The sequence below is a fragment of the Sporofaciens sp. SGI.106 genome (genome assembly GCF_050314255.1).
Classification (GTDB): domain Bacteria; phylum Bacillota; class Clostridia; order Lachnospirales; family Lachnospiraceae; genus Claveliimonas.
On sequence record NZ_JBNPMZ010000012.1, the window covers coordinates 39,816 to 61,434 of the forward strand.

Annotated in this window: 25 protein-coding genes and 1 tRNA gene; 25 read left to right on the forward strand and 1 reads right to left on the reverse strand. The window is 45.3% G+C overall.

Features of this window, described 5'->3' with window-relative positions; all coding sequences use genetic code 11:
* Positions 1-122: 122 nt before the first annotated feature.
* The 17 genes from ACQRCC_RS09875 (at position 123) to ACQRCC_RS09955 (ending at position 12,452) form a co-directional block, all read left to right on the forward strand.
* Positions 123-2,639: an Ig-like domain-containing protein gene (locus ACQRCC_RS09875; RefSeq protein ID WP_427850653.1), complete on the forward strand. Its 2,517-nt coding sequence runs from the start codon at positions 123-125 to the stop codon at positions 2,637-2,639.
* 216 nt (positions 2,640-2,855) lie between these two features.
* Positions 2,856-2,932: transfer RNA gene (locus ACQRCC_RS09880), tRNA-Arg, on the forward strand.
* 569 nt (positions 2,933-3,501) lie between these two features.
* Positions 3,502-3,705 (forward strand): hypothetical protein, encoded by a 204-nt coding sequence (locus tag ACQRCC_RS09885; RefSeq protein ID WP_223385014.1) that lies wholly within the window; start codon positions 3,502-3,504, stop codon positions 3,703-3,705.
* On the forward strand, positions 3,702-4,631 hold the full coding sequence (locus ACQRCC_RS09890) for a DUF6017 domain-containing protein (RefSeq protein WP_002304312.1): 930 nt from the start codon (positions 3,702-3,704) through the stop codon (positions 4,629-4,631). The genes ACQRCC_RS09885 and ACQRCC_RS09890 overlap by 4 nt, the downstream gene beginning before the upstream one ends.
* 6 nt (positions 4,632-4,637) lie before the next feature.
* Complete coding sequence (locus tag ACQRCC_RS09895) at positions 4,638-5,465, forward strand: ParA family protein (protein ID WP_002304313.1); 828 nt, start codon at positions 4,638-4,640, stop codon at positions 5,463-5,465.
* Positions 5,422-6,348 (forward strand): ParB/RepB/Spo0J family partition protein, encoded by a 927-nt coding sequence (locus ACQRCC_RS09900; protein WP_002304314.1) that lies wholly within the window; start codon positions 5,422-5,424, stop codon positions 6,346-6,348. The genes ACQRCC_RS09895 and ACQRCC_RS09900 overlap by 44 nt, the downstream gene beginning before the upstream one ends.
* Before the next feature lie 8 nt (positions 6,349-6,356).
* A complete protein-coding gene (locus ACQRCC_RS09905; RefSeq protein WP_002304315.1) occupies positions 6,357-6,884 on the forward strand; it encodes a hypothetical protein in 528 nt (175 codons plus the stop codon).
* A 54-nt stretch (positions 6,885-6,938) separates the two neighbouring features.
* The gene (locus tag ACQRCC_RS09910; RefSeq protein WP_427850654.1) at positions 6,939-7,580 is read left to right on the forward strand and encodes a DUF3846 domain-containing protein; all 642 of its coding nucleotides are present in this window, start codon (positions 6,939-6,941) and stop codon (positions 7,578-7,580) included.
* Between the two features lie 10 nt (positions 7,581-7,590).
* A complete protein-coding gene (locus ACQRCC_RS09915; protein ID WP_002304317.1) occupies positions 7,591-7,902 on the forward strand; it encodes a DUF5720 family protein in 312 nt (103 codons plus the stop codon).
* A 36-nt stretch (positions 7,903-7,938) separates the two neighbouring features.
* The gene (locus ACQRCC_RS09920; RefSeq protein ID WP_002304320.1) at positions 7,939-8,421 is read left to right on the forward strand and encodes a PcfB family protein; all 483 of its coding nucleotides are present in this window, start codon (positions 7,939-7,941) and stop codon (positions 8,419-8,421) included.
* Positions 8,421-10,172 (forward strand): VirD4-like conjugal transfer protein, CD1115 family, encoded by a 1,752-nt coding sequence (locus tag ACQRCC_RS09925; protein WP_002588968.1) that lies wholly within the window; start codon positions 8,421-8,423, stop codon positions 10,170-10,172. Before ACQRCC_RS09920 ends, ACQRCC_RS09925 begins: the two co-directional genes overlap by 1 nt.
* Positions 10,173-10,184: 12 nt before the next feature.
* Positions 10,185-10,505 (forward strand): hypothetical protein, encoded by a 321-nt coding sequence (locus ACQRCC_RS09930; protein ID WP_002304332.1) that lies wholly within the window; start codon positions 10,185-10,187, stop codon positions 10,503-10,505.
* Positions 10,506-10,510: 5 nt separating this feature from the next.
* Positions 10,511-10,903 (forward strand): helix-turn-helix domain-containing protein, encoded by a 393-nt coding sequence (locus ACQRCC_RS09935; protein ID WP_002304334.1) that lies wholly within the window; start codon positions 10,511-10,513, stop codon positions 10,901-10,903.
* 83 nt (positions 10,904-10,986) lie between these two features.
* On the forward strand, positions 10,987-11,145 hold the full coding sequence (locus tag ACQRCC_RS09940; protein ID WP_005929973.1) for a Maff2 family mobile element protein: 159 nt from the start codon (positions 10,987-10,989) through the stop codon (positions 11,143-11,145).
* Between the two features lie 154 nt (positions 11,146-11,299).
* On the forward strand, positions 11,300-11,572 hold the full coding sequence (locus tag ACQRCC_RS09945; RefSeq protein WP_002584334.1) for a helix-turn-helix domain-containing protein: 273 nt from the start codon (positions 11,300-11,302) through the stop codon (positions 11,570-11,572).
* Positions 11,532-11,909, forward strand: coding sequence for a TnpV protein (locus tag ACQRCC_RS09950; protein WP_002584333.1), 378 nt, complete (start codon positions 11,532-11,534; stop codon positions 11,907-11,909). Before ACQRCC_RS09945 ends, ACQRCC_RS09950 begins: the two co-directional genes overlap by 41 nt.
* 51 nt (positions 11,910-11,960) lie before the next feature.
* Entirely contained in the window at positions 11,961-12,452 is a 492-nt protein-coding gene (locus ACQRCC_RS09955) for a nucleotidyltransferase domain-containing protein (protein ID WP_002584332.1), read from the forward strand.
* A 118-nt stretch (positions 12,453-12,570) separates the two neighbouring features.
* On the opposite strand, the gene ACQRCC_RS09960 is transcribed toward ACQRCC_RS09955, so the two are convergent.
* Positions 12,571-13,377 (reverse strand): helix-turn-helix domain-containing protein, encoded by an 807-nt coding sequence (locus tag ACQRCC_RS09960; protein ID WP_002584331.1) that lies wholly within the window; start codon positions 13,375-13,377, stop codon positions 12,571-12,573.
* A 483-nt stretch (positions 13,378-13,860) separates the two neighbouring features.
* On the opposite strand from ACQRCC_RS09960, the gene ACQRCC_RS09965 reads away from it, so the two are divergent.
* The 8 genes from ACQRCC_RS09965 to ACQRCC_RS10000 all read left to right on the forward strand — a co-directional run bounded on the left by ACQRCC_RS09965 (position 13,861) and on the right by ACQRCC_RS10000 (position 21,436).
* Positions 13,861-14,049 (forward strand): hypothetical protein, encoded by a 189-nt coding sequence (locus tag ACQRCC_RS09965; RefSeq protein WP_002584330.1) that lies wholly within the window; start codon positions 13,861-13,863, stop codon positions 14,047-14,049.
* The gene (locus ACQRCC_RS09970; RefSeq protein WP_002584329.1) at positions 14,046-14,387 is read left to right on the forward strand and encodes a DeoR family transcriptional regulator; all 342 of its coding nucleotides are present in this window, start codon (positions 14,046-14,048) and stop codon (positions 14,385-14,387) included. The genes ACQRCC_RS09965 and ACQRCC_RS09970 overlap by 4 nt, the downstream gene beginning before the upstream one ends.
* Positions 14,380-14,676 carry a DUF3847 domain-containing protein gene (locus tag ACQRCC_RS09975; protein WP_002584328.1) on the forward strand — a complete coding sequence of 99 codons (297 nt, stop codon included), beginning with the start codon at positions 14,380-14,382 and terminating at the stop codon, positions 14,674-14,676. Before ACQRCC_RS09970 ends, ACQRCC_RS09975 begins: the two co-directional genes overlap by 8 nt.
* A 746-nt stretch (positions 14,677-15,422) precedes the next feature.
* A complete protein-coding gene (locus tag ACQRCC_RS09980) occupies positions 15,423-16,883 on the forward strand; it encodes an Lsa family ABC-F type ribosomal protection protein (RefSeq protein ID WP_002584327.1) in 1,461 nt (486 codons plus the stop codon).
* 214 nt (positions 16,884-17,097) lie between these two features.
* On the forward strand, positions 17,098-17,643 hold the full coding sequence (locus ACQRCC_RS09985) for an AAA family ATPase (protein ID WP_002584326.1): 546 nt from the start codon (positions 17,098-17,100) through the stop codon (positions 17,641-17,643).
* 196 nt (positions 17,644-17,839) lie between these two features.
* Entirely contained in the window at positions 17,840-19,420 is a 1,581-nt protein-coding gene (mobQ, locus tag ACQRCC_RS09990; protein WP_002584325.1) for a MobQ family relaxase, read from the forward strand.
* A gap of 65 nt (positions 19,421-19,485) precedes the next feature.
* On the forward strand, positions 19,486-20,130 hold the full coding sequence (locus tag ACQRCC_RS09995; RefSeq protein ID WP_002584324.1) for a CHC2 zinc finger domain-containing protein: 645 nt from the start codon (positions 19,486-19,488) through the stop codon (positions 20,128-20,130).
* Positions 20,099-21,436: a virulence-associated E family protein gene (locus ACQRCC_RS10000; RefSeq protein ID WP_002584323.1), complete on the forward strand. Its 1,338-nt coding sequence runs from the start codon at positions 20,099-20,101 to the stop codon at positions 21,434-21,436. Before ACQRCC_RS09995 ends, ACQRCC_RS10000 begins: the two co-directional genes overlap by 32 nt.
* The last annotated feature ends 183 nt before the right edge of the window (positions 21,437-21,619 follow it).

Sequence of the window (21,619 nt, forward strand, 5' to 3'; positions counted from 1 at the left end):
GTTGTGCAAAAGCACAACCTATTTTTTTGTGTAATAAAGTAAAACTTGATAAAGCCGGTATAACTATGTATGATAATGGTGTAACATGTGAATATATGGTAAAAATACGGGAGTAAAAAGAGATGAGAGCAACAGTAAAGAGGATATTGGCTATTATTCTGATTCTTACGATGGTTCAATTTCCGGGCATTAGAGTTGAGGCAGAGGAAATCATAGACAATCAGAATACGGGGCGCATTGAAGAGACATTTATTAATCCTTTATATGATGATGTCATAAGTGAAGAGGATCTGGTTAGTGCCGATGAATCTTCGTTTATCGAGGCGTATGCTGAAGAAGAGTATTCCTCTTCCATAGAGGAATGTGCTGCTCAGCTCCGGGAAGGAATGAAACAAAGAATAGAAAGCATTAAGGTCTATTATCAGGTTCCTGAATATGAGGGAGGATATGCGAAACAATTATTGGATCTGGCAATGATGCATACAGGAAATCCGAGTGAAGGAGATTACATAAAATGGCAGTACGGGGGCTGTAAAGCAAGTACAAGTTATTTTACAGACGATACTGGTATGTGTTGTATGACAATAACATTTACATGTACTTATTATACTACTGGGGAACAAGAATCTGTTCTGGATGAAAGAATAAATGAAGTGCTTGCAGAACTAAATGTGTATGAAGCAGATGACTATGAGAAGGTGCGGGCAATATATGATTATGTCTGTACTCATGTAGAATATGATTATGAAAATGACGATGATTATAAACTAAAATATACAGCCTATGCGGCTTTGATAAATGGAAAAGCAGTCTGTCAGGGATATGCATTATTATTTTATAGGATGACATTAGAACTTGGTGTTGATAATCGATTGATTCCGGGAACAGGTAATAATGGAGCGCATGGATGGAATATTGTAAAACTTGGAAAGTATTATTACAATGCCGATACTACATGGGATTGTAATAAGGAAGAATATCAGTACTTTTTGAAATGTGATGAAAATTTTAGAAATCATACACGTGATAAAGAATATTCTACGGAAGAATTTTATAGTGTTTACCCGATGGCAGGAAAGGATTATAAACGCGCGGAAAAAATAGAATTAGATCGATCATCCTGTGAAATAAATATTGGTGAAAGTTTTCAGTTGACGGCTGTTTGTGATCCGGCTCCGGAAAGTCAGAGTGAGATTGAGTGGAGGAGTGACAATGAAGAAGTTGCGGCTGTTGACGAGAATGGAATTGTGACTGGAAATTCAAAAGGAACAGCTGTTATTACAGCTTGTTATGGCGACAAAGAGGCAAAGTGCAATGTGAATGTCAAAAATATATGTCCTTCAACCGAACATGATTATAAAGCAGAGTGGGACTGGACTGAAGCAGAAGGTGAAGTACCATATAAAGCAATACTGACGCTTACATGCTCTAAATGTGAAGATAGACAGACAGTTGTCGGAGAAGTTAAGTTAGAAAGTAAGAAAGAAGTAACCTGTACGGAAGATGGAGAGAATATATATTCAGCAACCGCAGAGTATGGAGAAAAAGCATACAATAGTGAGAAAACTGTAGTCAACAAAGCAACCGGTCATAAGTTTGGCGAGTGGGAAGTTAAGATTGAGCCAACAGAGTCTAAAGAAGGACTCGAGATAAGAACCTGTGAAGTATGTAAAGCGCAGGAAGAGCGTACAATTGGAAAAAAATCTAATGTAAGCGTACTCTACAAGACACACATCCAGACTTATGGAACAGAGCCAGAGTGGAAATCTAACGGAGAACTCAGTGGAACATCCGGAGAAGGTAAGAGACTGGAGTCTATCAGAATTAAATTAGATAACAATGGTGTTTACGAAGGTGGTATTGAGTATAGTACTCATGTACAGAGAGAAGGATGGCAGGATTGGAAAGAAAACGGTGCCATGAGCGGAACCGAAGGAAGTGGATTGAGATTGGAAGCAATCAAGATCAGACTGACCGGAGATCTTGCTGAACACTATGATGTATACTATGCAGTACATGCGCAGTATTACGGATGGCTTAACTGGGCTAAGAATGGCGAGGTTGCCGGAACAGCAGGACAGAGCAAGAGACTGGAAGCAATTAAGATCATTCTGGTTGCCAAAGGTGGAGATGCACCGGAGAAGATCGGTACAGAAGATCGCTGCTACGTTCATTATTATGTAGGATACAGAACCCATGTACAGACTTATGGGTGGCAGGATTATGTATATGACGGAGCAATGAGCGGAACATCCGGAGAAAGCAAGAGACTGGAAGCAATCAACATTAAGCTGATGAATCAGGAATACGATGGAGATATCGAGTACCAGACTCATGTACAGACCTATGGATGGGAACCGAAATGGAGCAAGAATGGTGCTTTAAGCGGAACATCCGGAGAAGGTAAGAGACTAGAAGCAATCAGAATCAGACTGACGGATGAGATGGCAGAGAAGTATGATGTATACTATCGTGTACATGCGCAGTATTACGGATGGCTTGGCTGGGCAAAGAATGGCGAAGAGGCCGGAACTGCAGGATTCGGAAAGCGTCTGGAAGGTATTGAAATCGTACTGGTAGAGAAAGATGGAAAGGCACCAGAGAATTCTGGTGAAAAGAAAGCATTTATTTCTCAATAAACATAGAAAACGGGGTCTGATCAATTCAGACCCTTGATTTTTCTTTCTGTAAATGGTAGAATAATAAAGCTAAAGAGCAGATAATTGATAATGTCCTGTTAGTTTAACGGATAAAACAAGCGCCTCCTAAGGTTGCGTTACAACGGCCACCTCAAAAAAAACTAAATAAGGGATTGCAGTTCGACTTTGATCGGGCTATAATCATATATCAGACACGTCCATATAGCTCAGCTGGATAGAGCACACGCCTCCTAAGCGTGGGGTCGGAGGTTCAAATCCTCTTATGGACGCCAGTGAACAACGCCGAAAGCCTTTGTTTTCAAGGGTTTTCGGCTTTTCTTATATAAAAAGCTACGAAAAAGCTCTTTCACTGTATGAGATAAAATTCTACTCCAAAATTTGATTTTTGACAACCCCTCCAGAATCGAACGGTTGTTATAAGACAAAATCGCCAGCTAATTTTTAGCAGAAAACGGGCTGTTCTTGCTAATGAAAATGCCCTTCCTGCTAATCAGCCCCAAAATCGTGCCAAAAATCCAGCTAATCAAAAAAGGCGGATGTTTTGAATACCATGCAGTTATAGCAGATAAAATTAAATATCGTTATGTACATAGAGCGTCTATTTGCCCCGCATTGGGGATGGATAGGCGCTCTTTTTTTATGCCCAAACCCATGGGCAAATACAAGAGATTGGAGGTGTTTTATTTGAGCAAGCCTGTTTATACCGCAGACAAGCCGAGCGACTGTCATTACTGCTACTTCTGGACGAATGGCAGAAAGGGCTGCCGTCTGGGTAGAAATAATTGCTACTACTTAATCTCTTTGCCGCCGAAACCCAAGTCGGAATGTGATGGCTGTCCCTATGGGCGAGATCACCCGTGCATTGGTTGGTGTACGAAGAAGGTTATGCGTGAAGTGGGGCTTCGTTGATATGGATGTGTATGAACAGGAATACCGCTTCTACTATTTTGCCCGATGTCCTTACGAAAAGACGGATACGACTTTCCGCAGCATTCCGCTGACAACAGAAAGTTTTCCGCAGAAAGAAGGTGGTGAAGCCGTGTGAGTTTTGATTATTTTTACGGTCAGCAATCCGATCTATTCACATTCTATCGAGTTCCGAAGGTGTTGTTCACGAACGAGAGGTTCTGGAATATTTCTGCCGATGCCAAGATGCTGTATGGCATTTTGCTTGACCGCATGAGCCTGTCTGCCAAGAATGGTTGGATAGATAAAAACGGTAGAGTGTATATCATTTTTACAATCGACGAAGCGAAGATGGCTCTGAACTGTGCTGAACAAAAGGCTATCAAGCTGCTCAGTGAACTTGAGAAGAAAGCAGGATTGATTGAACGTAAGCGCCAGGGTTTGGGAAAGCCCAACCTGATCTATGTGAAGAACTTTATCTCTGCTGTGGATTCACAACTCTTGAATTGTGAAAATCACAATTCTGGAACAATGGAAATCACAACTCAAGAACTTCCGAAATCACAATGTAATAATACTGATATTAAAAATACTGAATTTAGTGATACTGATTCTATCTTTCCTTCCGGAAATGGTGGAATGATGGACGAGAATGACCGGTATCAAGAATACTTTGATTATTTCTCGGATCAGCTTAGTATGGATTTGTTGAAGAAGGATTACCCTTACGATTCCGAAATGCTGGATAACATTCTGGAGTTGATCGTTGAAACAGTTTGCACGAAGCGACCGTTGATTCGCATTGGTGCAGAGGAGCGTCCGGCAGAAATTGTCCGCAGTCGGTTTATGAAACTGAATGCCGAACACATTCGATATGTTATGGACTGCTTCAAGGAGAACACCACAAAGATTAGAAATATCCGTCAGTATATGCTGACTACGATATACAATGCGCCGACGACAATAGACACCTACTACGATGCTCTTGTTCGGCACGATATGTCACACGGATATTTGGAAGGAGGATTTAAGAAATTGAAAATGAAGCGAGAGGAAGGAGAGTGACGATAAATGTCGAAAAAAGCAACCATCATTGCGGTGGTCAATCAGAAAGGAGGCACTGGAAAGACCACCACCACCGAGAATCTGGGCGTTGGCTTGGCTCTTGAAGGAAAAAAGGTGCTTCTGGTAGACACCGATCCCCAGGCTTCCCTGACGGTCAGTTTGGGCAATCCCTGCCCGGATGATCTGTCTCCGACACTTTCCGATCTGATGGGAAAGATTATGATGGAAAACCCTATTACTCCCGATGAAGGGATTCTTCATCATCCGGAGGGCGTTGATTTGGTGCCGTCCAACATCGAACTCTCAGGTATGGAGGTAGCACTGGTCAATGCCATGAGCCGGGAAACCATTCTCCGGCAATACCTGGATACAGTCAAACAGAATTATGATTACATTCTTCTTGACTGTATGCCGTCTTTGGGTATGCTGACCGTCAATGCGTTGGCAGCTGCCGACAATGTGCTGATACCGGTTCAGGCAGCATACCTTCCTGCAAAGGGTCTGGAACAGCTGCTTGGAACCATCAACAAGGTCAAGAGGCAAATCAACCCGAAACTGAGGATTGAAGGGATTCTTCTGACGATGGTGGACAGCCGCACCAACTACTCCAAAGACATCAGCAATCTGATTCGGGAGAGCTACGGCGGAAAGCTGAAGGTTTACAAGACCGACATTCCCCGCTCTGTCCGTGCAGAGGAAATCAGCGCAGAGGGAACCAGTATCTTCAAGCATGATCCCAAAGGCAAAGTTGCCGAAGCCTATAAAATTCTGACGAAGGAGGTGTTAAACAATGCAGAAAAAAGGCGCAAACATCAGCTTGAAGGGGTACGATGATATTTTCTCCACCGATCAATCCAGAGCTGAAGCCCAGCAGGAGCGTGTGCAGGAAATTCCGCTTTCTGAGCTACACCCCTTTGAGGGACACCCCTTCCGTGTGGTTGATGATGAAGAAATGATGAAAACGGCAGAGAGCGTCCGAGATTTCGGAGTTCTCACTCCTGCGATTGTCCGTCCTGACCCCGACGGTGGTTATGAAATCGTTTCTGGTCACAGGCGGCACCGGGCATCGGAGCTTGCGGGTAAGGAAACCATGCCTGCGATTGTTCGTGACCTGGACGATGATGCAGCCATTATTTTGATGGTTGATGCGAATTTGCAGAGGGAGAGTATCCTGCCGAGTGAAAGAGCATTTGCTTATAAGATGAAGCTGGATGCGATTAAACATCAAGGTCAACGCACCGATTTAACTTCATCCCAAGTTGGGATGAAGTTGCAGGCAATGGATATAGTCGGTCAGGAGGCAGGAGAAAGCAGAAATCAGGTACACCGTTATATCCGTCTGACCGAACTGATTCCGGAACTGCTGGATATGGTAGATACGGGTCAGATCAAATTCAATCCTGCGGTGGAGCTTTCCTATCTGGCAAGTGAAGAACAGAAGGATTTTCTTTCTGCAATGGATTATGCTCAAGCAGCTCCTTCCCTTTCGCAAGCACAGCGAATTAAAAAGCTCGCACAGGAGGGCGAGTGTACGCTGGATGCGATGTGCGAGATTATGAATGAAATCAAGAAGGGAGAGCTGGACAGAGTAACCTTCAAAACGGATTCGTTGCGAAAATACTTCCCGAAGTCCTATACCAACAAGCAGATGGAGGATAAAATCATTCAGCTTTTGGAGCAATGGCAGAAAAAAAGAGAAAAATCAATGGAAAGGTAAGGTAAAAAATGTTTACACCCAAAAACATTCAGGGCGCTTTGGAAGAACTCTACGACCTTTGCGATCCTGATTATATGGTAGATATGCTCGTAAACTACAGTGAGGAGTTCGATGATATTTCTCCTGCGCTTCTGGCAAAGTCGTTTCAGAAAAATGCCGAGATGATTAGCGAGTATCGAGTATTGTCCTCTGCTGGTGAGGGTATCGACTATCAGGGAAAGGTACTTCTGAACAGCAGAGCCGTGCGGCTTCTGTCCTATGTAGAAGATATGAGCGGCGATGAAAAAGTTCGCACGATTCAGAGCAAGGAGCTGTGGTTAGCAGAAGATATGACATTCTATGTGGTGTCCTGTATGTCTACGATCACGATGGACAAGGAAGAAGCCATTTGTCTTAACGAACACCGCAGCGTGGTTACTACGGTGGAATGCGAGGACGATATTTTCTTCGACATGGGTTCCCTGATTTGCGAACTGGACGATATTTGCTTGTTCGAGCTTTTAGCCGATGTGGATGCGACTATTTATGAACTGTAACAGGTTCATGGATGGTCGCTTTTCTTATTTCCAAAGAAACGGAGGTATCGAAACTTGAAAGAATACGATGTGAAGATCACCGAAACCTTGGAGAAAACGGTTACGGTGCAAGCAGAATCTCACGATGCGGCAGAGGAACAGGTTAGAGCCGCTTATTACAATTCGGAGTACATTCTGGACTCCGAAAACTTTACCGGTGTTGCGTTCGGCACGACCGAGGAACGGGAGGTTCAGAAAGAACAGGCAGATACCATGAATGTGTTGCTGGTAAAGCCGTTCATGTATCCGCAGGCTGTGCAGATCGGCTGTGAGCTGGAGGATTTGCAGAAAGCCGTAGGTGGCGATATTGAGGCAACTTATCCGTTCAATGAGTCGGTTGCACTGGTGATGCACGACGAAGGTAAACTCGTAGGCAAAGAACTGAACCGTGCGCTGCGTGATGATGACGGCGATATTTATGACATTATCGCCGGTGATTTTCTGGTTGTGGGATTGGGCGAGGATGATTTTTGTTCTCTGTCCCCGGAACTGATGAAGCAGTTTGAGGAACACTTTCATCAGCCTGAGACTTTTGTACGCATGGGGCGCAGCATTATGGCGCTTCCCCTGCCGGATGACATGGTGAAGAAAGAAGATGCACCTGTCAAAGCTGATTCGGTTCCCCACAAAAGTAACCCTGACCGAGATGTTCTGTAAGGAGGTTCTTATGCAAAGAAATTCGACGATTGGAGAGCTGATGGAGCGAAAGCGGATTCAGGATGGTGCCAAGGAGTACCAGGGACATACCTATATGGACTTGGCACGATTTGATGACGCCACCAAGCACATGATTATTTTCGATGTGCTGACCGATGAATCGCCTGTCGGTTGGAAAGGCGAAAGAAATCGCCTGTATTTGAGCGATGTGGGTTATCAGAAGGCTCTGGATAACCAGAAAGCTGGCAATATCAAGATTATCAGCCATGCCGCAGTTGCCAAGGGCAATCTGTATTACGACCACAGAGATATGGCACGATAATCTGTTCACTCTACTGCTTGCAGGAGGTGATGAATCATGCAGGAAGAAGTTGAAAACAGAACAGTAAACCTGGCGATCAGCACAACCAAGCTGACGGGGCGCACTATCATTGCCGGTATCCGCAAGTATTTGCAGCACCGGGAAAAAGTGAAGATGAAAAAGGCACGAGACCCTGCCGTTCATGGAAAGCAATCCGTGAAACAGCTTTTGGGACAGAATCAGGGTGCTACGAATGTTGAGATCGACAAAGAGAGTATCCGTGATTTTGAAAAGCTCGCCAAGAAGTATGGCGTGGACTTTGCCGTAAGAAAAGATAAGTCCGTTGATCCTCCCCGGTTTCTTGTTTTTGTCCGTTCTAAAGATGCAGATGCTTTGGATGCAATCTGCAAGGAACATCAGGCAAGGGCATTAACCAAGAATGAAAAGCCGAGCGTTCTGGCGCAGCTGAAGAAGTTCAAGGAAATTGTCGCAGCGATTCCGAAGAAGGTTCGAGAGAAGAAACAGGAGCGTGATCTGTGATGGATAAGAGAAAAATGAAAAAGCTCCTGATTCTGAATTTACCGTATTTTCTGGTAGGGTTGTTCGCTACGAATTTAGGAGAAGCATGGAGATTGGCTGAGGGGGCAGATTCATCTGCGAAAATCCTCAGCTTTTTTCATGCCCTTCCGATAGCCCTGAACAATCCGTTTCCCAGCTTTCACCCGTTGGATTTGCTGATTGGTATTCTCTGCGGCGCAGGACTTCGGCTGGCTGTCTATCTAAAAGGCAAAAACGCAAAGAAGTACCGACACAATGTTGAGTACGGTTCTGCTCGTTGGGGAACGGCAAAAGATATTGAGCCGTTTATTGCACCAAAGTTCGAGGACAATGTGATCCTGACGAAAACGGAGCGGCTGATGATGAGCAATCGCCCGAAGAATCCTGCCAATGCCCGAAATAAGAATGTTCTGATTATCGGCGGTTCGGGTTCCGGTAAAACTCGCTTTTGGTTGAAGCCAAACCTTCTCCAGATGCACAGTTCCTATGTGGTCACTGACCCGAAAGGCAGCATCGTGATTGAGTGCGGCAACGCCCTTTTGAAGCATGGCTACACCATCAAGATTTTCAACACCATCAACTTTCAGAAGTCGATGCACTATAACCCATTTGCCTATATCCATTCAGAAAAAGACATTCTGAAACTGGTGACAACGCTGATTGCCAACACAAAGGGTGATGGAAAAGCCGGTGATGAGTTCTGGACGAAGGCGGAAACGCTGCTCTACTGTGCCTTGATCGGATATATCCACTATGAAGCTCCGGTTGAGGAACAGAATTTCTCCACCCTGATTGAGTTCCTGAACGCAATGGAGGTGCGGGAAGATGATGAGGAGTTCCAGAACCCGGTGGATCTGATGTTTGAAGCCCTGGAAAAGAAAAAGCCGAATCACTTTGCAGTCCGTCAGTATAAAAAATACAAGCTGGCTGCCGGCAAGACCGCTAAGTCGATTTTGATTTCCTGCGGCGCTCGTCTGGCTCCTTTTGATATTCAGGAGGTCAGAGATGTGACTGCCTATGACGAGTTGCAGTTGGATACTCTCGGAGATAAGAAAACGGCGCTCTTTCTGATTATGTCAGATACGGATGCGACGTTTAATTTTTTGATCTCCATGATTTACACACAGCTGTTCAACTTGTTGTGCGAGAAAGCAGATGATGTGTACGGCGGCAGACTGCCGGTTCATGTGCGCTGCTTGATTGATGAGATGGCAAACATCGGTCAGATTCCCAATCTGGAAAAACTGGTAGCGACAATCCGAAGCCGTGAAATATCGGCTTGCCTTGTTCTCCAGGCACAATCACAGCTGAAAGCCATTTATAAAGACAATGCCGATACCATCATCGGCAACATGGATTCCCGAATTTTCCTGGGTGGTTCTGAGCCAACCACGCTCAAAGAACTGAATCAGGCATTGGGAAAAGAAACTATCGACACCTACAACACCTCCAACACCAGAGGTAACAGCCCGTCTTACGGCTTGAATTATCAGAAGTTAGGCAAAGACCTTGCGAGCGTAGATGAGCTTGCGGTTCTGGATGGCAGCAAGTGTATTTTGCAGTTGCGTGGTGTCAGACCGTTTCTTTCTGACAAGTACGATCTGACGCAGCACCCCAATTATAAGTACACATCAGACTTTGATAAGAGAAATGAGTTCAACATTGAGCAGTTTCTGAGTCGAAGGTTGAAGCTCAAGGCAGGTGATGAGTTTGTGGTAGTCGATGCGGATTAAGGAGGTTTCTGTTTGGAAAATCTGAAAACGGTATCTGCCCTGGTTAAGAACATCTTGGAACACGACCACAAGGCAAGAAATACCGACAATCATTTGTACCTGATGGTACTGGAACACTATTCCGGTCTGCGTGGCATCGACATTCATGCCATGACGGTTCCTGTGTTTTTGAAGGAACTGGATAGACGCAGCTTTCCGGGGTTTGAAACTGTCCGCAGAAGCAGACAGAAAGTGCAGGCAACCTACCCTGACCTTGCTCCCAGTGAAGCCGTAGGCAAGCGCAGAGCAAAAAATGAGGTTGTATATCGAGAATTTGCAGAAAGCGAGGTGTAAAAAAAATGACTTGGTGGATCACGGATACCTCTATTGGGCAGCGATTGAAGTTCGTTAGACGATTTCGCCGCCTTACCCAGAAAGAGCTTGGACTCCTGATGGGGTATTCCGAGAAAACAGCGGATGTCCGTATTGCTCAGTATGAGAAAAACGCTCGAACCCCTAATGCAGAAACCACAGCGAAACTCGCAGAGGTTCTGAAGGTTTCACCTGTCGTTTTTTCACCGACAATCTGTGCTTCTCGTGAAGATTTGTTGCAGTCAATGTATTGGCTGTTTCTTATGAAAGGTGGTGGTGATATATATGATTGTGAAACTGAATATGCAAGAAGCAGAATGGAACAGAAACTTGGCGTGATAACCGTCGAGGAGTTCCTTGAAAAGATTCTCGTAAACTAAGCCTTCCGTCCGGTTTTGATGCCGGTAGTACGGAGGGCTTTTTCTATTCTCAAAACAATTTCAAATTTTAGGAGGAAAATATTATGGCATTTTTCAATAGCGCAGTAACCGTTCTTCAGACTCTCGTTATCGCTCTGGGCGCAGGTCTTGGCATCTGGGGTGCAATCAATCTGCTTGAGGGCTACGGCAACGATAACCCCGGCGCAAAGTCCCAGGGCATGAAGCAGTTCATGGCTAATTAAAGGGAACAAAAAGAAAGGAAAAGCCAATCCAGACGGTATCAGCGGCAGGCTACAAGAATAAATTGTGATTTCACAAGATTGGTGCTATAATAAGAGAAAAGTTCCTGCCGGGGCAGCCGCTCCGGTGGTATGGATAGAAAGGCAGGAAAACAATATGCACATCAGCTATAAACCACTCTGGCACACACTGTTAGAGCGTGATATGAGAAAAGAGGATTTAAGGCTTGCCGCTGGTATGACAACAAATATGATTGCCAACATGAGCAAAGAGGGAAAGCACATCAGCATGGATACATTAGCCCGTATCTGCGAAACGCTGAATTGTGAGATTACCGATGTGATTGAGTTAGTACCAGACGAGCCTGCTTCCACAGGAGGTAAGGAACATGAGCGAATTGAAACCAAGAATAAAAGAAAACGGAATTGATTATATCCTTGTTGGAGATTACTACATCCCGGACTTGAAGTTGCCGGAGGAACACCGCCCCATCGGAAAGTACGGACGGATGCACCGGGAATATTTAAGAGAAGTCTGCCCAGCCAGATTACACACATTGACCCTGACCGGGGAATTGTGGACATATCTTGCAGACCTGAACGAACAGGCACAGAAACGGTTAGACACCATCATGGAGCAGATGAAAGCTGCCGAGGGCGTGACCGAGGAATTGAAGCGTACCCGTCAAATGGAATGGGTGCAGCGTTGCAATAACATTCACAACCGGGCAGAAGAAATTGTTTTACATGAGATGATTTATTCATAACGGTATGGTAGAATGATTATTACAAATTAGAAGTTGTAAAGGAGACTTTGTATGGGTAGAAAAGAAATAACAACAAAAGAAGATTTAATGAAAGTAATAGAATTATTCGAAAATACTGGAATTACATACTGGTTGGATGGCGGATGGGGTGTAGATATTTTAGCTGGTAAACAAACAAGAATTCATAGAGATATAGATATAAATTTTGATGCTCAACATACGGAAAAATTGTTAAATGTGCTTTTGAATCTGGGCTATAAAATTGATACAGACTGGAAACCGGTTAGAATAGAGTTATATAGTGATGAACTTGGTTACTTAGACATTCACCCGTTCGTTTTAAGTGAGGACGGAACTTCAAAACAAGCTGATTTAGAGGGTGGCTGGTATGAGTTTGAAAAAGATTACTTTGGTAGTGCTTTTTTTGAAGGAAAAACAATTCCTTGTATATCCTTAAAAGGCCAAAGAGTTTTCCATTCAGGTTATGAATTAAGAGATAAAGATAAGCATGATATTTCAATTCTTGAAAGTTTATCAAAATAACATTGCTGTAATTTCTAAGATAAATTCCACTTTATCGCTTTGAAATTTTAACTGAATAAGTATAGCACCAACCGCTGCTACATGGAAGCAAACACAACCATGCAACAGCGGTTTTTCTTTACCGTTTTTTCCTTTGACTGATAGGAGTTCCTGTTTTCTTTGATTTTTGTAGAATCCGAATGAGCCAGCGAAATTCTTCGTCTGACAGATTTTTATAGTTGATGCCGAGCTGCTTGCAGTAAAGGACAACCAGCTTTTCATCCCGACTGCCCTTGAAATTTTCAACCGCTTCCAAATTTTCTTTCAATTCATCGGCAACGGTGGTCTGGGGCGCACTCTCGCTGTCCTTTTTGTGGGCTTCCCGAATATCCCGGATAATGAGATTGAGGTCATCAAGAACCATGTGGCTGAAATATTCATCATCGCTGATATGGGCGGCTTGCAGCACTTTCAAATGCGGGTCGTCTTCGCCGGGGCGATACCGTTCAATGATTTCATGCCGGACAGTATCGACAAGGGCGTTGAGGTTTTGAATCTGCATGGTGGCAATCCCATCTACATAAATCTCAATGTCCGCAAGAAACTTGATAAAGTCCTTATGAGTGGCAAGCTCACAGAGCAGACGGTTGTTAATCCGACCGCCTTTCAGAAGTGCCACCATCTCATCATTCAAATGCAGCTCTGTTAGTGGCGTGTTGATCTGCTCCCGGTTCTCTGTCCGGCACAGCAGATAATCAACGGAAACCCCATAGAAGTCTGCCAGCGTGATAAGGTTGCCATGATTGATTTCCTTATAATCCTCTTTTTCATAACTGCCAAGAGCTGATTTGGAAATGCCCGTCAGCTCTGATAATTCTTCCAGATTTAAGCCTTTGTCCTTGCGGAGTTCCCAAAGGCGTTCCTGTATGCTTGTCGCTCCTTTCATGGGCGCACGCTCCTTTCCGGCGGTTTCATTACTGCCGCTTAACTGGATTATATCATACTTTCCGCAATCGTGGAAATTTCTGATTTTTACCCTTAATTCCTACTTTGTGGACATACGGCACAGGGCACAAAAATGTTCTATGATACAGGTAGTTCATCGATGGATTATTCCAATCGAATGACCAGCCTGTGTGGGATATGCTTCCCCGGCGATGTAGCGCCATGACTTTTGGCAGGGATATGGAGGAACCCTGACCGAAACGAGCGTACCAAAGGGAGCAATACGCCGCTGTGAGATTCAGGGGAGGAACGACACCGGGGAGAACTGGCGAACTGATACCGAAATGATACCGAAACACGACAATCTGATAGGGGGATAGTCTACCCTATTGCTGATACTTCTGGAGATTTTAGACGGCTCTATGACCGTAATTTTGCCGAAAATCGCCCCGAAACTATACACTAAAACGGGAGGAAACGCAATATGCCGAGAATGAGCAAAAAGAGGAAGCATGAGCTTTCTTTTTACCTCAATGACCGGGGGCGTGTCACTTACAACGAATTATGCCGGAAATGCAAGCATGGGTGCAAGCAGAGCTTCCGGGCGGTTGTGGTTGACTGCCCCCGTTATTTATCCAAAAGAGCAAAGAAAAAGGAGGAACACACCGAATGAATTTTGAATTTATGACGATAGGCACACCGTTGCCGCCCTGTATGCCCTTTCCCAGAGCGTTGACAGGATTTCCAGTCAGCAGCACCGCAAAGGTCATGTACTGCCGGATGTTGGACGCTATGCTATCCAACGGACAGGAGGACGAGAACGGAATCCTGTTTATCTGCTTCCCTGTCACAGCCATTGCCGCAGTCCTGTCCCGCAGCCCCATGACGGTCAAGCGTTCTCTGAATGAACTGGAAACCGCCGGACTGATCATGCGAGTGCGTCAGGGCGTTGGAGAACCAAACAGGATTTATGTGCTGATACCGGGAAAGGAGGACGCTGCCCTTGCCTGATACCTCAAAGCTGGAAAAGCTCAACCGAGAGTTGGAAAAGAGTGAAAAGAAACTGCGGAAAGCCATCAATGATGAAAAGGCATTGCAGCACCAGCTAAAGCAGCTTACCCGAAAAGAACGGACACACCGGCTCTGTACTCGTGGCGGTATGCTGGAAAGTTTTCTGCAAGAGCCGGAACGCCTGACAGATGATGATGTCATGCTGTTGTTGACACTCATTTTTCACAGGCAGGACACGCAGGAACTATTGAAGAAACTGCTGGAACGTGAGAAGCCGGAAACCCCTTAGTTTACTAAGGGCGCAATTATACACCACCCAAAGGTTGGTGCATTGCGTTCTCCGAAGGCTCCTTGCCGGAGGGCTGTGATTTTTCGCAGTCATGGTCTGCTCCAAATCATACAGGGGACGCTACGCTTCCCCTGCGCTGGCTACCGCCAGCTACCCTTTTGTGGACTTGTCATCTGGGGACACCTTGCGTTGCAAGCTGTTCCCAGCCGACAAGTTTCATAAAATATGCTATCTTTTCGATAGGCAATAAAGTATAATAAAGTCAGCAATAAATCGGAATTTTACGGTCAGTAAGGAATGCGTAAAGTTATATGATTGTATTATAAGCGATTTGTTAAATTTTTATAACCACTTGTATTTGCCTGCGATTTATGGTATAATATTTTGAAATTTAGAAAGAGGTGGGAAGATGATTAACTTTTCTTGCAAATAAAATCAAAATATGCGGTAGTGCTATACTTTGGCATTATTGTGTCTATTGCAAGAAAGTTATATGTCTATCTTACTCAATATAGTGCTGTTGCCACTTTTGCTTAGTGGTGTTATTTTATGCTATGACGAGCTGCAAGGATAAACTTTCTTGTGGCTCTTATTTTGTTTTGGAGGTGCTTTATGAATAGTGCAGAACAGATAGTTACACATGATTCACTCCGTATAGTGTCGGTTCCTTTTGGTGAAATCTATACGTAGTAAACATTCACCGAACCGACTTTGTATCGTATGACATGCAAAGGAGGATAATATTTATGTCAATGATTAAAATTGAAAACCTTACGTTTTCATATCCGACAAGTTATGATAATGTTTTTGAAAATGTCAGTTTCCAGGTTGATACCGATTGGAAGCTTGGTTTTGTGGGCAGAAACGGACGAGGTAAAACAACCTTTCTGAATCTTCTGCTTGGGAAATATGAGTATAGTGGAAAAATCCTATCATCCGTACAGTTTGATTATTTTCCTTATCCCGTTTCAGATAAGAATCGTATTACAGAGGATATATTGCAGGAGATTTGCCCACTTGCGGAAGAATGGGAACTTATGCGAGAACTTTCTTATCTTGATGTTGATGTCGATGTGCTTTGGCGACCTTTTGAAACACTTTCCAACGGAGAGCAGACAAAGGTTTTGATTGCCGCTCTTTTTCTTAATGAAGGGCATTTCCTACTGATTGATGAACCTACCAACCATTTGGATGCCAAAGCGAGAAAAAGTGTGGCGGCATATCTGAAAAAGAAAAAGGGATTCATCTTAGTTTCTCACGATCGTCGCTTTCTTGACGATTGTGTTGACTATATTCTATCGATTAACCGAGCGAATATCGAAGTGCAAAGAGGAAACTTTTCATCATGGATGTCAAATTTTGAGCGACAGCAAGAATTTGAACTGGCTCAGAACGAACGTTTGCAAAAGGACATCAGACGATTACAGCAGTCGGCAAAACGCGCTGCAGTATGGTCTGAACGTGTAGAAGCTTCCAAAATTGGGGCAGCAGATAAAGGTTATGTCGGTCATAAAGCCGCCAAAATGATGAAGCGTTCAAAATCTATAGAAGCGAGACAACAACAGACAATCGAACAAAAATCAGCATTGCTGAAAAATATGGAAACCGCAGAAGCCCTCAAGATACAACCGCTTAATTACCATACAGATTTGCTTGCATCATTATCGAATGTAGTAGTTTATTATGATGGCATTTCAGTTTGTGAACCCGTTTCGTTTGAAATAAGACAGGGAGAACGCATTGTGCTTGATGGAAAGAACGGCAGTGGCAAAAGTAGCCTGTTAAAGTTGGTAGTCGGGCAGTCCATAGATTATACGGGTACAGTAACACTTGGCTCTGGGCTTGTAATTTCTTATGTGCCACAGGATACATCGTATTTATGTGGAACCCTTTCCGAGTTTGCAGAAGAAAACAACCTTGATGAAAGTTTGTTCAAGGCAATTCTTAGGAAAATGGACTTTGAGCGTGTACAGTTTGAAAAGGATATTAAAGACTTTTCTGGCGGGCAAAAGAAGAAAGTCCTAATTGCGAAAAGCCTTTGTGAAAAGGCACACTTGTATGTATGGGATGAACCGCTCAACTTTATTGATGTGTACTCACGTATGCAGATTGAACAACTCATAACGGAGTTTGCCCCGACCATGCTCCTGGTAGAACATGACAGTGTTTTTCGAGATACTGTGGCAAGTAAAATTGTGAATATCTAAATTGGTTCTTCCGCAATTTTACGTTTTTCGCTTTAATAAAAATGGAGAATGCTGATTTACACTGGCATTCCAGTATTGAAAAATTACAAAATACGGATAATTGCGTAAGAACCTCTAAATTAAAATAATTGTATGGGTTAATTCCAGCTTTACAGAGACTCAAATTCCAGTTTGTAGAATTAAGAAAATCGTAATTTGTGGAGGTAAAATATAGATGAATCAAGGTAGAATTATTGTAATCACAGGTGCGCCGGGGACAGGAAAAACTACAACGGCATCTGCTGTTGCAAAAGAATCAGATTTGGAAAAGTCTGTGCATATGCACACAGATGACTTTTATCATTATTTGAGTAAAGGGGCAATACCACCGCATTTGCCAGAATCAAATGAGCAAAATTTGATTGTCATTGAAGCGTTTTTAGAAGCTGCGAAGCGATATGCTCGTGGTGGATATGATGTAATTGTTGACGGTATTATCGGACCGTGGTTTTTAAAGCCGTGGCAAAGTCTTGTTCGGGAACATTATGAGGTGCATTATATTATTTTAAGGGCAAGTAAGGAAGAAACCTTGAAGCGAGCTGTTGAACGCTCAAAGTTAGACCGAAAGACAAATATCGAATTGGTAGAAACCATGTGGGAGCAATTTTGCAATCTGGGAATATATGAATCGAATGTTATAGATACGACCACTTATTCCATTCAAGAAACTGTTTCCGCAGTACAAGAAAAAATCGCAAGTAGGGCAGCGTTGTTGTCTTAGATTGTTTTGGTGCAATTCCAGTTTGTTAGCTTTACATCGGGTCAACTTGTCCCGAACTTTTACAACTAAATACCCGCCGCTCACACAGTGGCACACCGAGCAGGAAATCTGAAAAAGGTCTCCTGCTTTTTTTCTGCCCAAAATGAGGTGGTAAAACGCCACCCCATCCACCAATTAGCGAAAGGAGGGACACGAAATGCCTTGTCCACACAACGAAATCACGATTGTTCAGCGCAGCCAGCGGCAGTCTGCGGTTGCCGCCGCTGCTTACCAAAGCGGCGAAAAGCTGTTCTGTGAATACGACCAGCAAGTAAAGCACTACCCGGAAAAGCGTGGTATCGTCCACAATGAAATCCTGCTCCCGGCAAATGCTCCACAGGAATATGCAGACCGCAATACTTTATGGAATGCCGCCGAAGCGGTGGAAAAGCAATGGAACTCCCAGCTTGCAAGGCGGTGGGTGCTTACCATTCCCAGAGAGATACCGCCCGACCAGTACGCTGTCCTTGTACGGGAGTTTTGTGAACAGCAGTTTGTTTCCAAAGGCATGATTGCTGATTTTGCCATCCATGACCCCCATCCGCCGGGACACAATCCCCACGCCCATGTCCTGCTGACCATGCGGGCAATGGATGAACATGGAAAATGGCTTCCCAAGAGCCGCAAGGTTTATGACCTTGACGAGAATGGGGAACGGATAAAGCTGCCGTCCGGCAGGTGGAAAAGCCACAAGGAGGATACGGTGGACTGGAACGACCAGAAGTATTGTGAAATCTGGCGGCATGAATGGGAGGTTATCCAGAACCGCTATCTGGACGCCAATGACCGCCCGGAGCGTGTGGACTTGCGTTCCTATGCCAGACAGGGGCTTGATATAGTCCCCACTGTCCATGAGGGGACTGCTGTCCGGCAGATGGAAAAGCGAGGTATCCAGACGAATATCGGCAACCTGAACCGGGAAATCAGAGCCGCCAACCGCCTGATGAAGTCCATCCGGCAGCTTATCCAAAACCTCAAAGGCTGGATTACCGAGCTGGGAGAAAAACGGAAGGAGCTGCTTGCACAAAAGGCGGCGGAGGAAGCGACACTTCTTCCCAATCTGCTGATGAAGTATATGGAGATACGAAAGGAAGAACGGAAGGACTGGACAAGGGCTGGACAGAACCGGGGAACTTCACAGGACTTAAAGGCAGTCAGCGAAGCCCTGTCCTATCTCCGGCAAAAGGGGCTTTCCACTGTGGAGGACTTAGAAGCGTTTCTGGAATCTTCCGGGAAATCAGCCGCAGATTACCGCAATCAGATGAAGCCAAAGGAAGCCCGGAGCAAAGTGATTGACGGGATTCTTGCCAGCCGGACAGACTGCAAGGAATGTAAGGCTGTCTATGAGAAGTACCAGAAGATATTTTTTAAGAAAATAAAGGGGAAATTCAAACAGGAACACCCGGAGGTTGCCCGGTATGAGAAAGCCGCTGACTACCTTGCCAAGCACCCGGACGATAAGGATAAAACGAAAAATGAGTTGCAACAGGAGCAGGAAACGCTTCTCAGCGAAATCGCAGAGCTGAAAGTACCACTGACCGAGGTACAGGAGGATTTGAAGAAGCTGCGGGACATCCGCTACTGGGTACGGAAAGCCACACCCGGCACAGAGGAAAGCAAAGAGCCGCCCAAGAAGCAGCCCATCAAAGAAGTCTTGCAGGATAAGACTGACGAGAAAAAAGCACAAAGAACCGCCCCGGCACAGGAGAAACACAGACAACAGGATATGGAACTTTAACAGGCACTTGCCATTTTCAATTAGAGAATGTCAGGTGCTTTTCTTATTTTCAAGGAGGGATAGATTTGAATGTATTCGAAGCTGTGAAGCAGTCCGTCACAACAAGACAGGCTGCGGAGTATTATGGAATCCATGTAGGTCGGAACGGGATGGCTTGCTGCCCGTTCCATAACGATAAAACCCCAAGCATGAAGCTGGATCGGCGTTACCATTGCTTCGGCTGCGGTGCGGATGGGGATGTGATTGATTTTGCCGCCGCCCTGTATGGGCTGGGAAAGAAAGAAGCCGCCGTACAGCTGGCACAGGACTTCGGGCTTTCCTATGAGGACTGGAAACCGCCGGGAAAGGTAAAAAAGCCCAAGACCCGGCAGAAATCCCCGGAGGAACAGTTTCAGGAAGCAAAGAATCGCTGCTTCCGTATTCTTGCCGATTATCTCCATCTGCTGATGGCATGGAGAACGGACTACGCCCCGCACTCCCCGGAGGAAGCCTTTCATCCCCGGTTTGTGGAAGCCTTACAGAAGCAAGCCCAAGTGGAATATCTGCTGGATGTGCTGCTGTTCGGGGAAACAGAGGAAAAAGCGGATTTGATTACGGACTACGGAAAGGATGTGATACAGCTTGAACAGCGAATGGCAGAACTTGCAGCCGCAGACGCAGCAAGAACTAAAAAACACTATGAACGCCATGCAGCCGCCCCAGAGCGTTGAGGAAATCAAGGCGGGGCTGGAAACCACCGAGAAAGGCGGTGTCCGTCAGAGCATACGGAACTGCCTGACCGTATTCCAACGTGACCCTCTGCTTTCAGGGGCTATCGCATACAACATCCTGACTGACCGCAAGGACATCATAAAGCCCATCGGTTTTCACAGAGAAAGCACCGCCCTGAACGATACGGACATGAAGTATCTGCTTCTTTATCTGGAAGAAACCTACGGGCTTACCAATGAGAAAAAGATTGATAACGCCATCGGGATTGTGGCGAATGAAAACAAGTACCATCCCATCCGGGACTATCTCAATACCCTTGTGTGGGACGGGACAGAGCGAATCCGCTTCTGCCTGCGGCACTTTCTGGGGGCTGACGCAGACGATTACACCTATGAAGCGTTGAAGCTGTTCCTGCTGGGTGCAATCTCACGAGCCTTTCAGCCGGGGTGCAAGTTTGAAATCATGCTCTGTCTGGTAGGCGGTCAGGGGGCTGGAAAGTCCACCTTCTTCCGGCTGCTGGCAGTCCGGGACGAGTGGTTCTCCGATGATTTGCGGAAGCTGGACGATGACAATGTGTACCGCAAGCTGCAAGGTCACTGGATTATTGAAATGTCGGAAATGATGGCAACCGCCAACGCCAAGAGCATTGAGGAAATCAAGTCATTTTTAAGCCGGCAGAAAGAGGTCTACAAGATACCTTATGAAACCCACCCGGCAGACCGCCCCCGTCAGTGCGTGTTTGGCGGCACTTCCAATGCCCTTGACTTCCTGCCCCTTGACCGTTCCGGCAACCGCCGCTTTATCCCGGTCATGGTGTACCCGGAGCAGGCGGAAGTTCACATTTTGGAGGATGAAGCCGCTTCCAGAGCCTATATCGGGCAGATGTGGGCGGAAGCGATGGAGATTTATAAAAGCGGCAGGTTCAAGCTGGCTTTCAGCCCCGCCATGCAGCGGTATCTCAAAGAACACCAGCGGGATTTTATGCCGGAGGACACCAAAGCCGGGATGATACAGGCGTATCTTGATAAATACACCGGGAGCATGGTCTGCTCCAAGCAGCTCTATAAGGAAGCCTTGAACCATGCTTTTGACGAGCCGAAGCAATGGGAAATCCGGGAAATCAACGAGATTATGAACCAGTGCATTTCCAGCTGGCGGTACTTCCCAAACCCAAGAATGTTTTCCGAATATGGCAGACAAAAGGGCTGGGAGCGTGAAAACCCGGCAACGGACTCCGGCAACCCGTCTGAAAAAACGATGGACGGTTTTGTGGAGGTCACAGAACAGATGGAGCTTCCATTCTGAAAAGGACAGCCCGTTGCACCCCCTGTTGTTATCCCGTTGCCGAGCCGGTTGCCGGGAAAAACCCCTTATTTCCGGGCTTTTCTCCCTTATAACAACCAAAACAACAAAAAAATAAAAGAAAAGTATAAATAGTAACCATCGCCAGATTGAGATTGTTTGCAAGGTCTTTTGAAGTCCGTTGCC

Excerpts from the sequence above, each read along its gene's own strand:
- ACQRCC_RS09985 (WP_002584326.1), top strand. The coding sequence starts at position 17,098 with ATGAATCAAGGTAGAATTATTGTAATCACAGGTGCGCCGGGGACAGGA.
- ACQRCC_RS09920 (WP_002304320.1), top strand. The coding sequence starts at position 7,939 with ATGCAGGAAGAAGTTGAAAACAGAACAGTAAACCTGGCGATCAGCACA.
- ACQRCC_RS09955 (WP_002584332.1), top strand. The coding sequence starts at position 11,961 with ATGGGTAGAAAAGAAATAACAACAAAAGAAGATTTAATGAAAGTAATA.
- ACQRCC_RS09885 (WP_223385014.1), top strand. The coding sequence starts at position 3,502 with ATGGGCGAGATCACCCGTGCATTGGTTGGTGTACGAAGAAGGTTATGC.
- mobQ (WP_002584325.1), top strand. The coding sequence starts at position 17,840 with ATGCCTTGTCCACACAACGAAATCACGATTGTTCAGCGCAGCCAGCGG.
- ACQRCC_RS09905 (WP_002304315.1), top strand. The coding sequence starts at position 6,357 with ATGTTTACACCCAAAAACATTCAGGGCGCTTTGGAAGAACTCTACGAC.
- ACQRCC_RS09960 (WP_002584331.1), bottom strand. The coding sequence starts at position 13,377 with ATGAAAGGAGCGACAAGCATACAGGAACGCCTTTGGGAACTCCGCAAG.
- ACQRCC_RS10000 (WP_002584323.1), top strand. The coding sequence starts at position 20,099 with ATGAACGCCATGCAGCCGCCCCAGAGCGTTGAGGAAATCAAGGCGGGG.
- ACQRCC_RS09875 (WP_427850653.1), top strand. The coding sequence starts at position 123 with ATGAGAGCAACAGTAAAGAGGATATTGGCTATTATTCTGATTCTTACG.
- ACQRCC_RS09915 (WP_002304317.1), top strand. The coding sequence starts at position 7,591 with ATGCAAAGAAATTCGACGATTGGAGAGCTGATGGAGCGAAAGCGGATT.
- ACQRCC_RS09970 (WP_002584329.1), top strand. The coding sequence starts at position 14,046 with ATGAATTTTGAATTTATGACGATAGGCACACCGTTGCCGCCCTGTATG.
- ACQRCC_RS09945 (WP_002584334.1), top strand. The coding sequence starts at position 11,300 with ATGCACATCAGCTATAAACCACTCTGGCACACACTGTTAGAGCGTGAT.
- ACQRCC_RS09965 (WP_002584330.1), top strand. The coding sequence starts at position 13,861 with ATGCCGAGAATGAGCAAAAAGAGGAAGCATGAGCTTTCTTTTTACCTC.
- ACQRCC_RS09935 (WP_002304334.1), top strand. The coding sequence starts at position 10,511 with ATGACTTGGTGGATCACGGATACCTCTATTGGGCAGCGATTGAAGTTC.
- ACQRCC_RS09925 (WP_002588968.1), top strand. The coding sequence starts at position 8,421 with ATGGATAAGAGAAAAATGAAAAAGCTCCTGATTCTGAATTTACCGTAT.
- ACQRCC_RS09900 (WP_002304314.1), top strand. The coding sequence starts at position 5,422 with ATGCAGAAAAAAGGCGCAAACATCAGCTTGAAGGGGTACGATGATATT.
- ACQRCC_RS09950 (WP_002584333.1), top strand. The coding sequence starts at position 11,532 with ATGAGCGAATTGAAACCAAGAATAAAAGAAAACGGAATTGATTATATC.
- ACQRCC_RS09895 (WP_002304313.1), top strand. The coding sequence starts at position 4,638 with ATGTCGAAAAAAGCAACCATCATTGCGGTGGTCAATCAGAAAGGAGGC.
- ACQRCC_RS09980 (WP_002584327.1), top strand. The coding sequence starts at position 15,423 with ATGTCAATGATTAAAATTGAAAACCTTACGTTTTCATATCCGACAAGT.
- ACQRCC_RS09940 (WP_005929973.1), top strand. The coding sequence starts at position 10,987 with ATGGCATTTTTCAATAGCGCAGTAACCGTTCTTCAGACTCTCGTTATC.